Here is a 16,403-nt window from a genome sequence, read left to right as displayed (position 1 = left end):
CGCACCGCATCCTGCGATACCCTAACCAGATGCGGCGCTATCGACTCCCTATCGTCCTCATCCCGATAGCCGCATTCCTCGCCATCCATCCGCTCATTGTCCACGGCTGCTCCTGCGGGCACGACTTCGACTTCCACATCATCAGCTGGTTCGAAGCCGCCAGGCAGCTTGCGCAGGGCGCACTGCATCCACACTGGGCCTACACGCCTGCATGGAACGCTGGCGAGCCGCGCTTCATCTTCTACCCTCCGCTCTCGTGGACCCTTGGCGCCCTCCTCGGCCTGCTGCTGCCCTGGACATGGACACCCGTCGTTTACACGGGACTTGCACTCACCGCAGCCGGCTTTGCCCTCTACTGCAGCGCACGTAGCTTCGTCTCACCCAACGCCGCACTCATCGCCGCGGCCATCTACATCGCGAATCCCTATACGCTCTACACGGCACTCGAGCGCACAGCCTATGCGGAACTTCTCGCCGCTGCATGGATTCCGCTGCTTCTCCGCGCCATCCTGCGCGAACAGGTCACCATTCCCGGCATCGCCATCCCGGTCGCGCTGCTCTGGCTCACCAACGCTCCTGCAGCCGTCATGGGATGCTACGCACTTGCACTGATCGCCCTCGTGCGGCTCGCGCTCTCTTTGCGCGCAAACAGCACCTTACCTCGCCTGCGCTTCGCACTCAACACCACAGCAGGAACTCTTCTCGGCCTCTGTCTCGCCGCCTTCTACATCATCCCTGCAGCCTACGAGCGGCGCTTCGTCCAGATCGACATGGCCGTCCTTCCTGGCATGGACATCGCCAGCAACTTCCTCTTTCACCACACCGCCGACCCCGATCACGACCACGTGCTCCGCATCGCCTCGATCGTCTCTCTCATCGTCCTTGCCCTCACGGCCATCGCACTTGCCGCTGCGCGAATTGCAGACAAACGCAAGACGCCATCGCACCACGAGGACAGGACAACACACCTCCTCCTCCCACTTGCCATCCTCGCTACCGTTATCGCGCTGATGCTCACACCGCTCTCTGCTCCACTGTGGAATCACCTGCCACAACTCGGCTTCCTGCAATTTCCGTGGAGACTCGTCGCGATCCTCGCCGCCGTCTTTGCGCTCGCCGTCGCCATCGCGCTCGCACACTTCCCGCTCAAATCCGCAAACGCAGTATCCGTCGCAGTCATCGCAACGCTCCTCTTCACCATCCCTGCCTATCGCGCATTCAACCAGCGCTGCTATCCCGAGGACACACTCCCCGAGCGCCTCGCCATCTTCCACTCCACCAACCCCGGCACAGACCCCACCGACGAATACACTCCCATCACCGCCGACAACGACGCCCTCGCACAGACCAACCCTGGCTACTGGCTCACCGCAGCGCCGGGCGCCTTGGCCCCAAAAGATGCAGCTCCAGCGCCAGCGCCGCAGCACATCGATCTCACCCTGACCACACCGCAGATTCTCATCCTCAACCTTCGCGATTATCCTGCATGGCGCATCACCCGCAACGGCTCCGTGATCGCCACGCATCTCCATCGCAGCGACGGACTCATCGCCTTCCATCTCCCCGCCGGCGCATCCCACATCGACGTCGCATGGATGACGCTGCCCGATCAGTCCATCGGCTACACCGTCAGCGCGCTCGCCGCGATCCTGCTGCTGATACTCTCCCTTCGCAGCCGCAAGCACTTCATCACAACGCCGATCAGCCAGCCTGCTACCCCGCACCGCTGATTTATCATCAAATACAGATGAAAGTTTCAGTACAGGATCTGCTCCACTCCGGCGTCCAGCTCACCGACGCGGCCCTTGAACGTCTTCTGCCTTCGCCCGACACGCAGCCGCACTCCATCCATCGCGCCATGCGCCATTCCATGTTCGCGGGAGGCAAGCGTCTCCGTCCCATCCTTGCGATGGAAGCCGCACGCATGACCTCCGGCACAGACGAGATCCCCTCTGGAGCCGTCGAGCTCGGTGCCGCGATCGAGATGATCCACACCTACTCGCTCATCCACGACGATCTGCCTGCACTCGACAACGACGATCTCCGCCGCGGCAAGCCTACCTGCCACGTTGTCTTCGGCGAAGCCATCGCCATCCTCGCAGGCGACGCACTGCAGACCCTCGCCTTCCAGACCATCGCACAGCTTCCCACGCCTCCTCCGACCACTGTCTCCATCCTGCGCGAAGTCTCCCTCGCCATCGGCACCGGCGTCGGCACCCATAGTCCATTGCCTCCCGGCATGATCGGCGGCCAGGTCGTTGACATCGAATCCGAAGGCAAGCAGCCAACCGCCGAACTCGTCGAAGCTATACACCGCGCCAAGACCGGAGCCCTCATCACCACCAGCATCGTCTCCGGCGGCATCCTCGGCCTCGCCCATACCGACCACGAGTTCCACGCCGACACCATCGGCCGTCTCCGCATCTTCGGTGAAAAAGCAGGCCTCGCCTTCCAGATCGTCGACGACGTCCTCGACATGACGCAAAGCTCCGAAGAGCTCGGCAAGACCGCCGGCAAGGACACCGCCAGCATCAAGGCCACCTGGCCCGCCGTCTTCGGCATCGACCAATCCATCAAGGACGCCGAAGAGCTCATCGCCGACGCCTTCGCCGCCCTCGAGCCCTTCGGCCACGCCGCCGACCCGCTTAAGGCCCTCGCCAGCTACCTCGTCGAACGCAAGCACTAGCTCTTGAGGTGTCATTCCGAGCACAGCGAGGAATCCCCACATTTTTCCCGTAGCGCCACAACTCCAGCCATCCTCTTCGCCGCTTCTTCGCTTACAATCACCTCATGGCGCCCAGCCTGCTCGAGCCGCCACAGCCCGCGCTGCGCAAGATCGTCCACGTCGACATGGACGCCTTCTACGCCTCCGTCGAGCAGCGCGACGCCCCCGAACTCCGCGGCCGACCCGTCGTCGTCGCCTGGAAAGGCAAGCGCTCCGTCGTCTGCGCCGCCTCCTACGAGGCCCGTCAATTCGGCGTCCGCTCCGCCATGCCCGCCGTCACCGCAGAACGCCTCTGCCCGCACGCCATCTTCGTCCCGCCCGACTTCACCCGCTACAAAGCCGTCTCCCGCGCCGTCCGGGAAATCTTTCAGCGCCACACCGATCTCATTGAACCCCTCTCGCTCGACGAGGCCTACCTCGACGTCACCATCAACAAGACCGGCCTCCCCACCGCGACGAAAGTCGCCATCGCCATCCGCCAGCAAATCCGCGACGAGCTCCACCTCAGCGCCTCCGCCGGAGTCGCCCCCAACAAATTCCTCGCCAAGATCGCCTCCGACTGGCGCAAGCCCAACGGCCTCTTCGTCATTCAACCCGGCGACCTCGCCACCTTCCTCCCGCCGCTCCCCGTCGGCCGCATCCCCGGCGTAGGCAAAGTCACCGAGGCACGCATGAAACAACTCGGCATCCACACCGTCGGCGACCTCCAGACCTTCGACCTCGCCTCACTCGAGCTTCACTTCGGCCGCTACGGCTCACGCCTCTACTCGCTCGCCCGCGGCATCGACCACTCCCCCGTCACCCCCGACCGCCCCACCAAATCCATCTCCGCCGAAGACACCTTCGAGACCGACATCCCTCTCTCGCAAACCGACGACCTCATCCGCCGCCTCGCCGAAAAAGTCTGGAACGCCTCTCGCCGCGAAACCCGCATCGCCCGCACCGTCGTCCTCAAGCTCAAGACACGCGAGTTCAACATCCACACTCGCAGTCACACGCCACCCAGATCACCCGCCTCACTCGAAGAACTCACCCAAATCGCCCTCACCCTCCGCGATAGCGTAGACCTCGGCCCCGACCGTCTCTTCCGCCTCATCGGTGTAGGCCTCAGCAACTTCCGCAATATAGAACCACCATCCGTCTCACTTGAAGCACGAGATCGCATCGAATAGCTCTTAGGCTCTGCCTAGCCGAACACACCCGATGGGAAGCCTCGCGCATTTGGTACGATTTTGGTTTACCAAAACCGCGATGAACTACTACAAAAACATGACCCGGCTCGACTTCCTCAAGCATGCGAGCCACGTTGCCGCAGGCCTCACCTTTCTGCCCCACTCCGCACTCGCTTCTCTTCTGAATTCTCAGGAAACTACGCAGATAAACATCGATCGGCTCGCAGCCTACCAGATCGTTTTGCCTGACCAGCCCAGCCCCATCGAGCAGCAGGCAGCGAAGAAGCTGCAGCATTATTTCGCTCAGATGTCTCGTCAGGATCTGGTGCTGCGCCATGAGAAGGAATATCAAAATGGCCCTGCCTTCTTCATTGGACAAACCCAATATGCGAAGACGCAGAAGATTGATCTTCAACAACTGAAAGAAGACGGCTACGCCTATCATCCCGCCGGAACAAATCTGATCGTTGCAGGTGGAACGGGAAAAGGAATCCTCTACGCCATCTATGGACTGCTTGAATTGTGGGGCTTCAGGATGTACACCTCTACAGCCATCGACATCCCTCACGCCAACGCCATCCGCATTCCGAAAGAAGAACGAATCGTCATTCCGCCGATACAGTATCGAACCGTCTCCTACCCCGACACGCGCGACCCCGAATATACAAACTGGCACAGCCTCTCTTCTCGAGACGACTGGGGATTGTTCGTTCACACCTTCAATACGCTTGTTCCTCCTGAAACGTACGGCAAAACGCACCCTGAATACTTTTCTCTCATCGACGGCCAGCGGCTGCCGGGGACACAACTCTGCCTCTCGAATCCCGAAGTACTCCACGTGCTGATCGCCAGCCTTAAAGAAAAGATCGCAGAGAAGCCAGCCCCCACATATTGGTCGGTCAGCCAGAATGACAACGATCAGTACTGTCGCTGCGAACCATGCACAACACTCAACACGAAATATGGCAACGTGCCCAGCGGCTCCATCCTTTATTTCGTGAACCAGGTCGCCCGAGCATTCCCTGACAAAATCATCTCCACACTCGCCTACTGGTACACAAGAACGCCACCGCAAAACATCCAGGCCGAGCCCAACGTCAACATCATGCTCTGCAACATTGAAAGTCGACGGCAGCGGCCCGTCTTTGAAACCGATCCTGCATTCTCACGCGACCTCATCACCTGGGGAAAGCTCGCCAACAATATTCTGATCTGGGATTACAACGTTCAGTTCTCCAATCTCGTCAGCCCCTTCCCTAACCTCCACACCTTAAAACCCAACATCAGGTTCTATACAGACCACAATGTCAACTCGCTCTTCATGCAGTCGAACGGCCAGCTTGGCGGCGAGATGGCAGGCTTGAGGGCTTATCTCATCTCCAAACTGATGTGGAATCCCGATGCCGACGACAGCGCCTTAATCGATGAATATCTGACCGGCTATTACGGAGAGGCTGCGCCCTTTATCCGCCAATACATCGACACGATGCGTGAATCGCTGCTAAGCACAGGCTTCAAACTCAATATCTTCGGCAGCCCCGAAGACGCCAGGGATGCTTACCTCGCAGCAGACAGGATGAATGACTACAACGCGCTCTTTGATCGGGCAGAAAAAGCGGTGGCAAACAATCCGCAACGCCTTACACGCGTAAAGGTCGAGCGCCTGCCTATCATGTACGCAACCATCCAGATCGGACGCAACGAACCAGCCGATACACCGCGAAGCATGTTTGCGCATACGCCCGATGGCAAGGTGTACGTCAAACCTGCCATGAAGTCGCTCGTCGCGCAGTTCGCCAATGGATGTAAGCAGGATGGCGTAACGAAAGTCAGAGAAAGAACCACCTCCCCCGACGACTACCAGGCCTCCTATGACCGGGTCTTCACCAAAGTCGCAGCGACGCAGCGTGCCACGTCGTTCGGCAAAAAAATCACCTCCGCCACTCTCCCGGAAGGCGGAGCAGCTCAAGCCCAGCGACTCACCGATGGAATCTTCGGGTCGTGGGAATCCTGGAGTGCCCCGGACGTAAATTGGGTAGCTTACAAGGGCCAGCACATGGACTTTGTTCTCGACCTCGGAGAAGTCATCGACATCCACTCCGTCCAAATGGATTTCCTCAATGCACAGGCTCAGCCCGACTGGAACCTCCTGGTTCTGCCTGCCTATGTCGCCTACGCCACGTCCACGGACGGAACAACCTTCAACGACATCATCCAGGCCAACAATCCTCACAATCCAAACCCGAAGGAAAATCCGGACATCGCCAAAATCCCGGTCCAGTCATTCCGGGCCGACCTGGAAGCGGCTGTCAAAGCCCGTTACATCAAAGTGCACGCAGAAAGCATCCTTCGCATGCCTTCCTGGCATATTCGCGCCGGCCAGCCAGCCTGGATTTATACCGATCAGATCGTAGTCACATAGCTCCGTCCTGCGACGAAAATGCTGTCAAGCCCCGGTATCCAACAAGTCTTTGAATCCAAAAGTCTTGCAGAGTGCCGATAAGTTATCCTCCACTCGCTAAAATAGAAATAGGGGAAATAGACGGCGATTTTTGAGGACGGCTCGGCAACAGGATCTCGAACTAAAGTAACCGTTCAAATAAAGCTTCTGTTTCGAATACTTTGCACACTTTTGATGGGGAGGGGGGATACCTGCCGATGCTGACCGAATTGAATATCCAGGACGCGCTACGCGACTGCTTCGATCCCGTGCTTCCCTGCAACATCGTCGATCTCGGCCTCATCCGCTCGATCACTGTCACGCCCGACCCCGAAGCTCCCGGAGCGGGTATACCCGGCGTCCCGCAGAAACACCGCATCCATATCGCGCTTGCCCTTACGAGCACCACAGATGAGGCCGCCTCGCAGCTCTCCGCGCAGATCGCCAACCGTCTCGCGGGCCTCGAAGAAGCAGGCAGGACGGAAATCGAGATCGTTACCGAACCCGCATGGAGCCCGCTCCAGATCACACCCGCCGGACGCCGCACGCTCGGCCTCGACGGCAACCCCAGTCTGGTGCAGATTCGCTGATGGCCAAATCGAAGAACAAGACAGATGCAAAGCCTGTCCAACCCATCCGACCCCGCGACCTGCTGAAGGCAACGGCAACGCCCATCCACCCCTTCGACCAGATTCACGGTACGGATACCAGCGGCCTGGTCCCTGCGCGCGATCTCGTCACCGGCCATGAAAACGACGAACACGTCACGGCCTACTATGGCATCGCGCCCTCCATCCTGCGCGCGCTCGTCGACCGCTGGCTCGACACCGCGCCGCCGCACCATAGCACCGACTACACCTTCCTCGACGTTGGCGCCGGCAAGGGACGTGCGGTTCTTCTGGCCAGCGAGCTTCCCTTCCGCTCCATCGTCGGCGTGGAACTGAACGACACCATGGCGCGCATCGCACAGGAGAACGTCGATCTGTGGGTCAGCGCGCACAAGTCTGACCCTACGGCTCCGGCCATCGCTCCCATTCGCGTCGTACACGAAGACGCGCTCAGCTTCGAGCTGCCCACGACGCCGACCGTCGTCTTTCTCTTTCATCCCTTCGAAGCGCCCGTGCTCAAAGCCTTCCTCCGCCGCGTCGAGACGGCCTTTGCCTCGCGCCCCGGCCAGCTGGACATCCTTTATGTCAACGCTGAGCACGGCTCCACGCTCAACCGCAACCCGGCGTTCAGGCTGCTCTGGCAAGGCTCCGTGCCCATGACTCCCGACGACCACGCCGCCGACCTCGAAGCCATCGCCCAGCAGGCCGAGTACGGCTCAACCGGCGACGAGCTATGCGCCATCTATCGCTACACGGGGCGTGGACGCAAAAGCTAACGCTTTCAGAATCAGCGGCAACTCCCTCATCAAGCAAAACTTACGCCAATCGAATCAGCTTTCGCTGCCTCCAAAGTGGTATACCTCGCAGGATTACACCATTCCTACAATCGGCTCCATGAGCCTGCGCAGACTGTCTTTCCTTCCCGCACTTCTGCTCGCCGCCTCGCTCGCCGCCTCCGCCGCAACTCCAGGCGTCGGACAGAGCGCTCCCGACTTCACGCTTCCAACTCCCGGCGGCAACTCGCTGACGCTCTCATCGCTGACCAGTCAAGGCAACGTTGTCCTGATCGTGCTGCGCGGATATCCCGGCTATCAGTGCCCGTTCTCGCAGCAGCAATTTCAGCTCTATCAGCAAGCCGCTGCGCAGTTTGCCGCGCTGGGCGCGCAGGTGTTGTTTGTTTATCCCGGCACTGACAGCAAGAACCTGATGTCAGACGCTCTGCAGATGACTGGCTTGGCTCCTCTGCCCGCCAACATCCACATCGTCCTCGATCCCACATATCAGGTCGTCAACCAGTACGGCCTGCGCTGGAACGGCCCTAGCGAGACGGCCTACCCCAGCACTTTCGTAGTGAGCAAGGGCGGCACCATCTACTTCGCTCATACCGGCTATTCATTCAGTGACCAAACGCCGCCCTCCGACACCCTGGCGGTGATCAACGCCAACACCGGCGCGACCAAACCCTAGGCACTCGAAGTTTCGACCAATACGGCTCACGTAATCGCGTGGGCCTTATTCTTTAGCGCCAGCGGACCAGCAGCGCGCGTTCGTCTCCTTCGCCATGCTCCATCGCAATCTCAGCGTCCATACGCGAGACGAGACTCTCGAATCGCTCGCCCCATTCGACGAGAACCAGCGCATTCGACTCGGCGGCCATCTCTTCGATGCCCAGCGCAGCAAGCTCGCGCTCCGTCTCCAGTCGATAGAGATCGAGGTGATAGAGCTTCACCTTCGGCCCCACATACTCATGCACCAGCGTGAAGGTGGGGCTGGTAACGTCTTCTTCGCTCGCGGCCCCGAGGGCTTCGGCGATGCCCTTGACCAGCGTGGTTTTACCTGCGCCGACTTCGCCGCGCAACACAGCGAGCTTTGGAGTAGGCGACAGAATCTCCGCGATCTTCTCGCCCAAAGCAAGGGTTCCAGCGACGCTGCGGGTCCTAAATCTTTTTTCTCGAATGAATGCGGTCACGCTCTCAGCCTACACTCTCAGTCCGCAGAGCCATGTGCTGCCGTCCTCGTCGTGCGTACGATAGCGGAAAGCGTCAGACAGGTGCGCAACAGTATCAGTGGCGAGCACCGTGTGCTCATCCATCACGTGCGCGGCGAAATCACCTGCAAGCCCGTGGAGATACACTGCTGCCTCCACCGCGGCCGCGACGTCGCCGGGATACTGTGCCAGCATCGCCGCTACGATGCCGGTAAGGATATCTCCGCTCCCCCCCTTGGCCATCGCAGGATTGCCCGAGGTATTCACGGCGATGCGTCCATCGGGGTGCGCAATGAGCGTGCGCCATCCCTTGAGCACAAGAGTTAGCTTGTGCTGGGTCGCAAATCTTCTCGCAAGCCCAATGCGGTCGGCTTCGACCTCCTTCACCGTCATGCCAGCCAGACGGGCCATTTCGCCGGGATGCGGCGTCAGCACAAGAGTCTTTGTGGTGCCGTCCAGCAGATGAGTGCATCCGTCAAAGGCATTGAGGCCGTCGGCATCGATCACCATTGGTATCTTCGCCCTAGCAATCAAATCACGCACAACTGCCTTGGCCTCACCTCGCTGCGAGAGCCCCGGACCGATAGCAAGCACCGTAATGCGCTCGAGCAGTGCATCCAGATTGGCTCCTGCGATGCTGGTCATTGCGACTGCGCCTTCAGGGCCTTCATCGAGCGGACGAACCATCAACTCCGGAGCTACTCCAGCCACAAGGTTCACGATGGACTTTGGCACAGCCGCAGTGACAAGTCCTGCACCGGACCGCAGCGCCGCGAGCGATGACATGGATGGCGCGCCTGCTGTTCCGTAGCTTCCACCGACGATCAGTACGTGGCCGAACTTTCCTTTATTTGAGTTGGGATCGCGCGGCTTTTCGGCGATGGTCTTCGATGATCCGGCCCATATCAGATCGCTTGCCGATTGCACTATATTTTCAGGCGAACCGATGGACGCAACCAGGACAGGCCCCGCAGTCATATAGCCGAAGACGTGTGCTGTTTTAGGGGCGGTAAAGGTGACGACCGCATCGGCGCGATAGGCTCCTTCGACTGTCTGCTCGGTTGAGTCGGCATTCCACCCACTGGGGAGGTCGACGGCAACGACAGGCACGCTTAGAGTATTGAGCAGTCTCCGCGCTGTCTCTGCCAAGCCTCGCAGTGGCGGCTTGAAGCCGGTTCCTACGACAGCGTCGAGAACCAAGCCGGGGACATTTGTACCGGTAAACTCCGTTGCAAGAGCGGCTTCATCCTCAACCTCAACAATCTTTACTGCGGGAGCCTCCGCACGCAGACGTTCAAGTGCCGTTGCGGCCTCACCTTTTACATCAGCCATCCTGCCGAGCAAGACGACGCATACATCCTGCCAGTCGTGTGCGAGCTGGCGTGCAGCGACCATGCCGTCTCCGCCATTGTTGCCTTTGCCGCAGAGAGCCACGATCCTTTTCATACGAGGAAGGCTTCGTATGCATCGCCGCCTGCAATAGGCGGCCACGGCAGCACCGGCAGCCTCCATCAGCGTCGACAGCGGAATGCCTGCTTCCTCGACCGTGCGTCGGTCGGTGGCGGCCATCTCTTCTGCGGTAAGAATCTTCATCACCTCCTTCTATCTCATTCCATGGGCATAAGCCAAACCGAAGATGGTAATGGTTCGAAAATCGTCAAACTCTGAGAAAATAGAAGCAGAGCCTATGAGCGCTGAGACGAACAGTACGATTGCGGTTGCCATGTCCGGCGGAGTCGATTCCTCGACGGTTGCGGCGATGCTGCGCGCTGAGGGGCACTCCATCGTAGGGCTGACTCTGCAGCTGTGGAACCAGCGCCGCCTTTCAGGGCATGAGGGAATGCCTGAAGCGGTACAGGGGCGCTGCTGCTCGCTGGATGATGTCTACGATGCCCGCGCCGTTGCCGAGCAGATCGGCATTCCGTACTATGTCGTCAACCAGCAGGAGCGCTTTGAAGCAGACGTCGTGCGGCCCTTCGTGAATGAGTACCTGGCCGGTCGTACGCCGATTCCCTGCACGCTCTGCAACAACCATTTGAAATTCGATCAGCTGCTGCTGACAGCGCGTCAGATTGGCGCCGAGCGCATTGCGACGGGCCACTATGCTCGTAATCATTACGATGGGGCGCGCGGGCGGTGGATTCTCTCGCGTCCAGCCGATAAGTCGAAGGACCAGACATACTTCCTCTTCGGCCTGACGCAGGAGCAGCTCGCACGCACGCTGTTTCCACTGGGCGAGATGCAGAAGCCCGAGGTGCGCGAGCGCGCAGCCGATGCGGGTCTGGCATTGGCGCAGAAGCCGGATTCGCAGGAGATCTGCTTTATCCCCGGCGGTGACTACAGCGTGTTTCTGAAGGCGTACCTCGATGAGCAGAACGAGCCGATGCCTGATCTTTCGGGAGAGCTGGTGACGACCACAGGCGAGGTCATCGGGCATCACCAGGGCATTCACAGCTTTACGGTTGGACAGCGGAAGGGGCTTGGTATCAGCTCGCCCAATCCTCTGTATGTGCTGGCGATTCATCCGGACTCGCACCAGGTGACGGTCGGCCCGGATGCGGAACTGTTGACACGTGAGCTGACAGCGAACCGGCTGAACTGGATATCAATCCCTGGGCTGAGGGAGGGCGAGCAGATTCGTGTGACTGCGAAGATTCGCCACCGTCATACGCCTGCACCGGCAACGCTTACGGGAATGGGTGGCGATCTGGTCCGCGCACTGTTCGACGAACCGCAGCGCGCTATCACGCCTGGCCAATCTGCTGTCTTCTATCAGGAAGATGAGGTTGTGGGCGGCGGCTGGATTGTGTGATCGGCGAAGCGCTTAGCTGCCGAACTCGTCGTCATGATAGTGCCTGCGATGATTTCCGCTTCGGCCCACGAGAACATCGATTCCAGCCTTAATACCACTCATCACACCGTGAAACTCACGCACTGGAACCTGCACGCCTTTCTGGATCGTCGATGCGATGCCAGCGGTGGTATCGAGAACAGTAGAGACCATATCGTCGACGCGCTCGGTTTGTGCTCGCGCGCGTTGATTGACGTCGGTCAGAGTGGAATCGAACTCCTGGGCCTTCGACCGCACAACATGACTGGTCTCGACGAGATTGTCGGTGATCGTCCGGACCTTTGGATGTAGCTCGTGCATCATCCCCTGCGCGGAATCCATGATGGGCAACGATTTTTCGCGCAACTCCTGCGCGATCGCAAGAAACTGCTTACGCGCTTTGATCGCACCAATGGCAGCTACCACAACGACAATCGCCTGAATGGCCATGGCAACAGCCACCATGGCGACGAAGAACATCAACAGGCGCGAGTTTCCTGCCGAAAGCGAACCAGGCTCCTGCAAGATGGCCAGGATCATCATAGGAATCTCTCCTCCAATACCTCATTTGCAGCGAGGTCTGGCACATGGGGCCAGACCTCGCGTTCCTGCAGAAAGGCTAGGAGTTGGTCTCCTGGGTAGCATTCGCATAAGCCTGCTTACCTGCATCGATTGCCGTGGTGATCTTGCTCTGCTGGTCCTGGACAAGGTTCTTGCCCTTCTCGACATACTGCGACCATTGCGAGCGGCCACGGTCGTAGTACTCCCTGCCGCGATCGACGTATTCGTTGAACTGATCGCGTCCCTGCGCCGCATACTCAGCGGCGCGCTCGCGACCCTGCTGAGCCAGGACAGCCGCACGCTCTTTTGCATCTTGCGCGCTTGCCTTCAGATCTTCCCGAGTCTCTTTCCCTGCCTTGGGCGCATAGAGCACACCCACCAACGCACCAAGACCCAATCCTGCCAGAAACCATCCAAGCCCGCTTGCACCATTATCGTTGTCAGCCATTTTTTCTCCTCCTCGGGTTCAAGCGACCCATTGCTTCCGATTTGAGTCCCTATGACTCTATTTTCATAGATTTGCAGATGTAGCTCAACGCTGCAAGTCGCACGATTGTGTCGCTTCCTATCTTACAGCGGGCAAACCACCGCACTGCTGCACTCATGAAGTGCAGGCTATCTTATCTGGTGGATGCCTGCTTTCGTCATTTGGTTGTGCTCTTTTGCCCCGGTCCCCGGCAAGCCCTTTGGTTCTTATCATATGAAGGGAGCATGCATGGTGGGCGGCTCTCTGTCCGGTTCGTTATCCGTCATACTCTACAGGGGGAGTGGATCTCACAATCAACTCCAAAGTAGACGGCATCGTCTAAACTCGCATAAACTCGCACATCGGCTCCCGCAAGCTATTGATTTGCGGAGGAGTCAGAGTGCTACAGCACGAAGAGAGATCAACCAATGAATATCCATTCGATGACATCACCCCGCACGTTCGTTGCTGTAACCGCACTGGCGCTGGCGCTCAGCATCGGCGGTTGCAAGAGTTCCACCCCTGCGCCCGCCACAGACGACGCAACACTCACCTCCGCCGTCCAGAGCAAGCTATCGGCAGATAACGCTCTGAGCACGGAGTCGATCCAGAGTTCTGTACAGAATGGGATCGTTACCCTGAATGGCACGGTCAGCAACGATGCAGCGCGCTCGCTGGCGGCGTCCGACGTCTCTCAGATACCAGGCATCAAGACGGTTGTTAACAACCTGACTGTCGCGGCACCGGCGCCCGTAGCGACGGCACCGGCGCCAGCACCAGTTCCAACTCCCGCCCCCGCAAAGAAAGTCAAGACTCCTGCACCAAAGCCCGTAGTGGCTCCCTCGCGACCGGCGCCCATCGAGCGGCCACAGCCGGTAGCACAGGTCCCGGTAGCGCCTACCCCAGCTCCAGCTCCTGCGCCTGCACCTCCCCCACCGCCGGCCTTTAGGAATGTCACGATTCCTGCAGGCACGACGATTCCGGTTCGCATCAATCAGACTCTGGATAGCGCCTCAACCCAGCAGGGCCAATCCTTCACGGGAACAGTGGCAACGGACATTATGGCGGATGGCCTCGTAGCCATTCGTCAGGGTTCAGCGGTAACGGGTCGGGTCACCGCCGTTCAAGAGGCTGCGCACTATAAGGGCAACTCCTTGCTGACCGTTGAATTGGTCAGCATCAGCCGTAACGGCGACTCTCTTGCGGTCAGTACGCAGCCTTACAGTGTTGAGGGCAAAGGCCGCGGCAAAAATACTGCAGCCAAAGTAGGTGGCGGTGCAGCGATCGGTGCCATTATCGGAGCGATTGCAGGCGGCGGCAAGGGTGCAGCGATCGGCTCCGCAGCCGGCGCTGGTGTCGGTGCCGGAGCCAACACCATCACACGTGGAGAACAGGTCAGGATTCCAGCAGAGAGCCTGGTGAACTTCCAGATCACAAATACGCTAGCTGTTCGGGCCTCAACAAGCAGCACATTGAGCACAACCGGAAGCCACTCCAACCGTCGCCCCATGACACCCGCTCCAGACGCATCGACGGGCGATCAACAGCCGCAGTAGTAAACCAAAGTTACTTGGTACAACTTGATACAAAGCTGATTTTTAGCATCAGAGAAGTAGGGAAATAGCGGCAGGCAATTCAACGCCTGCCGCTCTCTGATTTATCGTTCTTTCTTTAGCTTCCTGCAACAGGGCTGGTGTTAGACTCAGCTTCAGCCCCGAACATGCCGTGGATATTGAGTCGTTCGAGGAAGTCTGGGAGCAGTCTTACCGGCCTAAATGGTCTGAGGTATTGGTCTTGACGAAGGCATCGGATAACACGACAAAACGGCCTGCTGGGTATCTTACTTTTACGCTGCACGCGCATCTGCCTTACGTGGTGAATCACGGCACATGGCCCCATGGCATGGAGTGGTTGCATGAGGCTGCCGCCGAGACCTACCTTCCTCTACTGCGCGTTCTGAATAATCTGGAGCGTGATGGAATCCGCTTTCAGTGCAACCTGAACCTTTCGCCGATTCTGTTGGAGCAACTATCGCATCCTGTATTCATTGCGGAGTTCCCGAAGTATCTGACGCGCAAGATCGTTGCCGCGCGCGAAGATGAAGCGTTCTTCATGCAATCTGGCGAAGCGCACCTGGCGGAGACGGCACGGTTCTGGCACCGTTTTTTTTCGCAGGCGCTTGAGGACTTCCGCGCATTGGACGGCAACATCATCGCAGGCTTCCGGCACCATAACGAAACGGGGCTCATCGATATCATCACCTGCGGTGCAACGCACGGCTATATGCCATTGCTGGGCACAGATGAGAGTGTGCGGGCACAGATTCGCACGGCTGTAGACACACACATCCGTCATATTGGCCGGCATCCTCGCGGGATATGGGCTCCGGAGTGCGGCTACCGTCCGGCAGGCTTCTGGAACTACCCGGTCCGGTTCGCAGACGGCACAGCAGCGCCCGGCTTCGATCGCATTGGCGTAGAGCAGGCACTCTCGGAATCGGATATCGAGTTCTTCTTCGTCGATACACATCTGGTCGAAGAGGGACATCGTGTTCCCTCACCCTATGAGTTGCTGCGCGGCGAAGTTCCAACCGACGAGCAAACGGTTGCGATGACGCATGGCGGCCACCGTTCGCTCTACCAGCCTTACTATGTCGATGGCCCGTACGATAAACGCTACGCCACATCCATTTTCCCGCGTGATCCGCGGACTGGCATTCAGGTCTGGTCGGGCGATTCGGGCTATCCGGGCGACGGCGTGTATCTCGACTTCCACAAGAAGCGCTGGCCTGGTGGTCATCGCTACTGGCGTGTGACGGGTGCGAAAGTCGATATGGGCGACAAGCAGCCCTACTATCCGCAAGAGGCAGCAGAACGAGTAAAGTCGCATGCGTCGCACTTCGTCCATCTGGTATACGAAGCGCTGAAGTCTGGATTCAATGATTCGATCCCGCCCGTCCTTTGTGCACCGTTCGATGCGGAGCTCTTTGGCCACTGGTGGTTTGAAGGGCCGCTCTGGCTGGAGGCAATTGCGCGCGTATTGCACAACTACGATACCGGTATTGAGTTGATCAGCTGCAGCGAGTATCTCGATCAGTATCCTCGCGCGGGGTTTATTGCGTTACCCGAGGGCTCGTGGGGAGCCGGCGGACACAATGAGGTCTGGATGAATCCAGACACAAGCTGGACATATACCCATATCTACCCGGCCGAATTATTCACACGCGAAGTCGCTACAGCTGGCAAGTGGCGCGAGTCGGCGCTGGGCAAGCGGATTGCACAGCAGCTATGCCGCGAGCTTCTGTTACTTGAATCGTCGGACTGGCAGTTCCTCATCACGACGGGTGCGGCGCGCGATTACGCGGAAGCTCGGTTTACAACGCATAACGATCAGTTCAACGAAGTGAAGGCCATCTGGGAGGCATTTGAAAGCAACGGTCATCTCACCCAGGCTGAAGACGCTCGTCTGGCCGAGATCGAGCGACGTGATAATGTGTTTCCGCATATCGACCCCGGAATGTGGGTGGCTGGCGCCAGGCAGGCTCGTGATGCGTCGGCACAAGTCAGCCCATTACCAGCGGCCCAACCTGTAGCCTGATTCTCTACTTGAAGCTG

At 59.1% G+C, this 16,403-nt stretch carries 14 protein-coding genes; 10 read left to right on the top strand and 4 right to left on the bottom strand.

Translation table 11 applies throughout. The features are described 5' to 3' along the window. Positions 1-29 precede the first annotated feature (29 nt). From KFE13_RS16030 to KFE13_RS16000, 7 genes are all read left to right on the top strand, one after another. Entirely contained in the window at positions 30-1,730 is a 1,701-nt protein-coding gene (locus tag KFE13_RS16030) for a 6-pyruvoyl-tetrahydropterin synthase-related protein (RefSeq protein WP_260704344.1), read from the top strand. A gap of 17 nt (positions 1,731-1,747) precedes the next feature. Next, entirely contained in the window at positions 1,748-2,686 is a 939-nt protein-coding gene (locus tag KFE13_RS16025) for a polyprenyl synthetase family protein (RefSeq protein ID WP_260704342.1), read from the top strand. Between the two features lie 104 nt (positions 2,687-2,790). Beyond that, complete coding sequence (gene dinB, locus KFE13_RS16020; protein ID WP_260704340.1) at positions 2,791-3,897, top strand: DNA polymerase IV; 1,107 nt, start codon at positions 2,791-2,793, stop codon at positions 3,895-3,897. Positions 3,898-3,976: 79 nt separating this feature from the next. Beyond that, positions 3,977-6,319 carry a DUF4838 domain-containing protein gene (locus tag KFE13_RS16015; RefSeq protein WP_260704331.1) on the top strand — a complete coding sequence of 781 codons (2,343 nt, stop codon included), beginning with the start codon at positions 3,977-3,979 and terminating at the stop codon, positions 6,317-6,319. A gap of 236 nt (positions 6,320-6,555) precedes the next feature. Then, a complete protein-coding gene (locus KFE13_RS16010) occupies positions 6,556-6,927 on the top strand; it encodes a metal-sulfur cluster assembly factor (protein ID WP_260704330.1) in 372 nt (123 codons plus the stop codon). Beyond that, complete coding sequence (locus tag KFE13_RS16005; RefSeq protein ID WP_260704322.1) at positions 6,927-7,721, top strand: class I SAM-dependent methyltransferase; 795 nt, start codon at positions 6,927-6,929, stop codon at positions 7,719-7,721. The genes KFE13_RS16010 and KFE13_RS16005 overlap by 1 nt, the downstream gene beginning before the upstream one ends. Continuing rightward, entirely contained in the window at positions 7,705-8,412 is a 708-nt protein-coding gene (locus tag KFE13_RS16000; RefSeq protein ID WP_260704319.1) for a redoxin domain-containing protein, read from the top strand. The genes KFE13_RS16005 and KFE13_RS16000 overlap by 17 nt, the downstream gene beginning before the upstream one ends. 52 nt (positions 8,413-8,464) lie before the next feature. On the opposite strand, the gene tsaE is transcribed toward KFE13_RS16000, so the two are convergent. Continuing rightward, on the bottom strand, positions 8,465-8,854 hold the full coding sequence (gene tsaE, locus KFE13_RS15995; protein WP_260704317.1) for a tRNA (adenosine(37)-N6)-threonylcarbamoyltransferase complex ATPase subunit type 1 TsaE: 390 nt from the start codon (positions 8,852-8,854) through the stop codon (positions 8,465-8,467). A gap of 69 nt (positions 8,855-8,923) precedes the next feature. Further along, the gene (locus KFE13_RS15990; protein ID WP_260704310.1) at positions 8,924-10,525 is read right to left on the bottom strand and encodes an NAD(P)H-hydrate dehydratase; all 1,602 of its coding nucleotides are present in this window, start codon (positions 10,523-10,525) and stop codon (positions 8,924-8,926) included. Between the two features lie 94 nt (positions 10,526-10,619). On the opposite strand from KFE13_RS15990, the gene mnmA reads away from it, so the two are divergent. After that, positions 10,620-11,744 (top strand): tRNA 2-thiouridine(34) synthase MnmA, encoded by a 1,125-nt coding sequence (gene mnmA, locus KFE13_RS15985; RefSeq protein WP_260704308.1) that lies wholly within the window; start codon positions 10,620-10,622, stop codon positions 11,742-11,744. A gap of 12 nt (positions 11,745-11,756) precedes the next feature. Here the strand turns inward: mnmA and KFE13_RS15980 are convergent, their stop codons facing one another. Together KFE13_RS15980 and KFE13_RS15975 are read right to left on the bottom strand one after the other, a co-directional pair. Continuing rightward, on the bottom strand, positions 11,757-12,305 hold the full coding sequence (locus tag KFE13_RS15980) for a hypothetical protein (RefSeq protein WP_260704306.1): 549 nt from the start codon (positions 12,303-12,305) through the stop codon (positions 11,757-11,759). 76 nt (positions 12,306-12,381) lie between these two features. Then, positions 12,382-12,771: a YtxH domain-containing protein gene (locus KFE13_RS15975; RefSeq protein ID WP_260704304.1), complete on the bottom strand. Its 390-nt coding sequence runs from the start codon at positions 12,769-12,771 to the stop codon at positions 12,382-12,384. Positions 12,772-13,217: 446 nt separating this feature from the next. On the opposite strand from KFE13_RS15975, the gene KFE13_RS18630 reads away from it, so the two are divergent. Next, positions 13,218-14,345, top strand: a complete 1,128-nt coding sequence (locus KFE13_RS18630; RefSeq protein WP_313900656.1) for a BON domain-containing protein — start codon at positions 13,218-13,220, stop codon at positions 14,343-14,345. A 238-nt stretch (positions 14,346-14,583) separates the two neighbouring features. Continuing rightward, positions 14,584-16,386: a glycoside hydrolase family 57 protein gene (locus tag KFE13_RS15965; protein WP_260704302.1), complete on the top strand. Its 1,803-nt coding sequence runs from the start codon at positions 14,584-14,586 to the stop codon at positions 16,384-16,386. The last annotated feature ends 17 nt before the right edge of the window (positions 16,387-16,403 follow it).

The sequence above is a fragment of the Edaphobacter flagellatus genome (genome assembly GCF_025264665.1).
Taxonomy (GTDB): Bacteria; Acidobacteriota; Terriglobia; order Terriglobales; family Acidobacteriaceae; genus Edaphobacter; species Edaphobacter flagellatus.
This window is presented reverse-complemented; position numbering and strand designations above follow the sequence as displayed.

Coding starts and splice junctions, on each gene's coding strand:
- KFE13_RS16030 (WP_260704344.1), top strand. CDS start 30: ATGCGGCGCTATCGACTCCCTATCGTCCTCATCCCGATAGCCGCATTC.
- KFE13_RS16025 (WP_260704342.1), top strand. CDS start 1,748: ATGAAAGTTTCAGTACAGGATCTGCTCCACTCCGGCGTCCAGCTCACC.
- dinB (WP_260704340.1), top strand. CDS start 2,791: ATGGCGCCCAGCCTGCTCGAGCCGCCACAGCCCGCGCTGCGCAAGATC.
- KFE13_RS16015 (WP_260704331.1), top strand. CDS start 3,977: ATGAACTACTACAAAAACATGACCCGGCTCGACTTCCTCAAGCATGCG.
- KFE13_RS16010 (WP_260704330.1), top strand. CDS start 6,556: ATGCTGACCGAATTGAATATCCAGGACGCGCTACGCGACTGCTTCGAT.
- KFE13_RS16005 (WP_260704322.1), top strand. CDS start 6,927: ATGGCCAAATCGAAGAACAAGACAGATGCAAAGCCTGTCCAACCCATC.
- KFE13_RS15990 (WP_260704310.1), bottom strand. CDS start 10,525: ATGAAGATTCTTACCGCAGAAGAGATGGCCGCCACCGACCGACGCACG.
- mnmA (WP_260704308.1), top strand. CDS start 10,620: ATGAGCGCTGAGACGAACAGTACGATTGCGGTTGCCATGTCCGGCGGA.
- KFE13_RS15980 (WP_260704306.1), bottom strand. CDS start 12,305: ATGATGATCCTGGCCATCTTGCAGGAGCCTGGTTCGCTTTCGGCAGGA.
- KFE13_RS15975 (WP_260704304.1), bottom strand. CDS start 12,771: ATGGCTGACAACGATAATGGTGCAAGCGGGCTTGGATGGTTTCTGGCA.
- KFE13_RS18630 (WP_313900656.1), top strand. CDS start 13,218: ATGAATATCCATTCGATGACATCACCCCGCACGTTCGTTGCTGTAACC.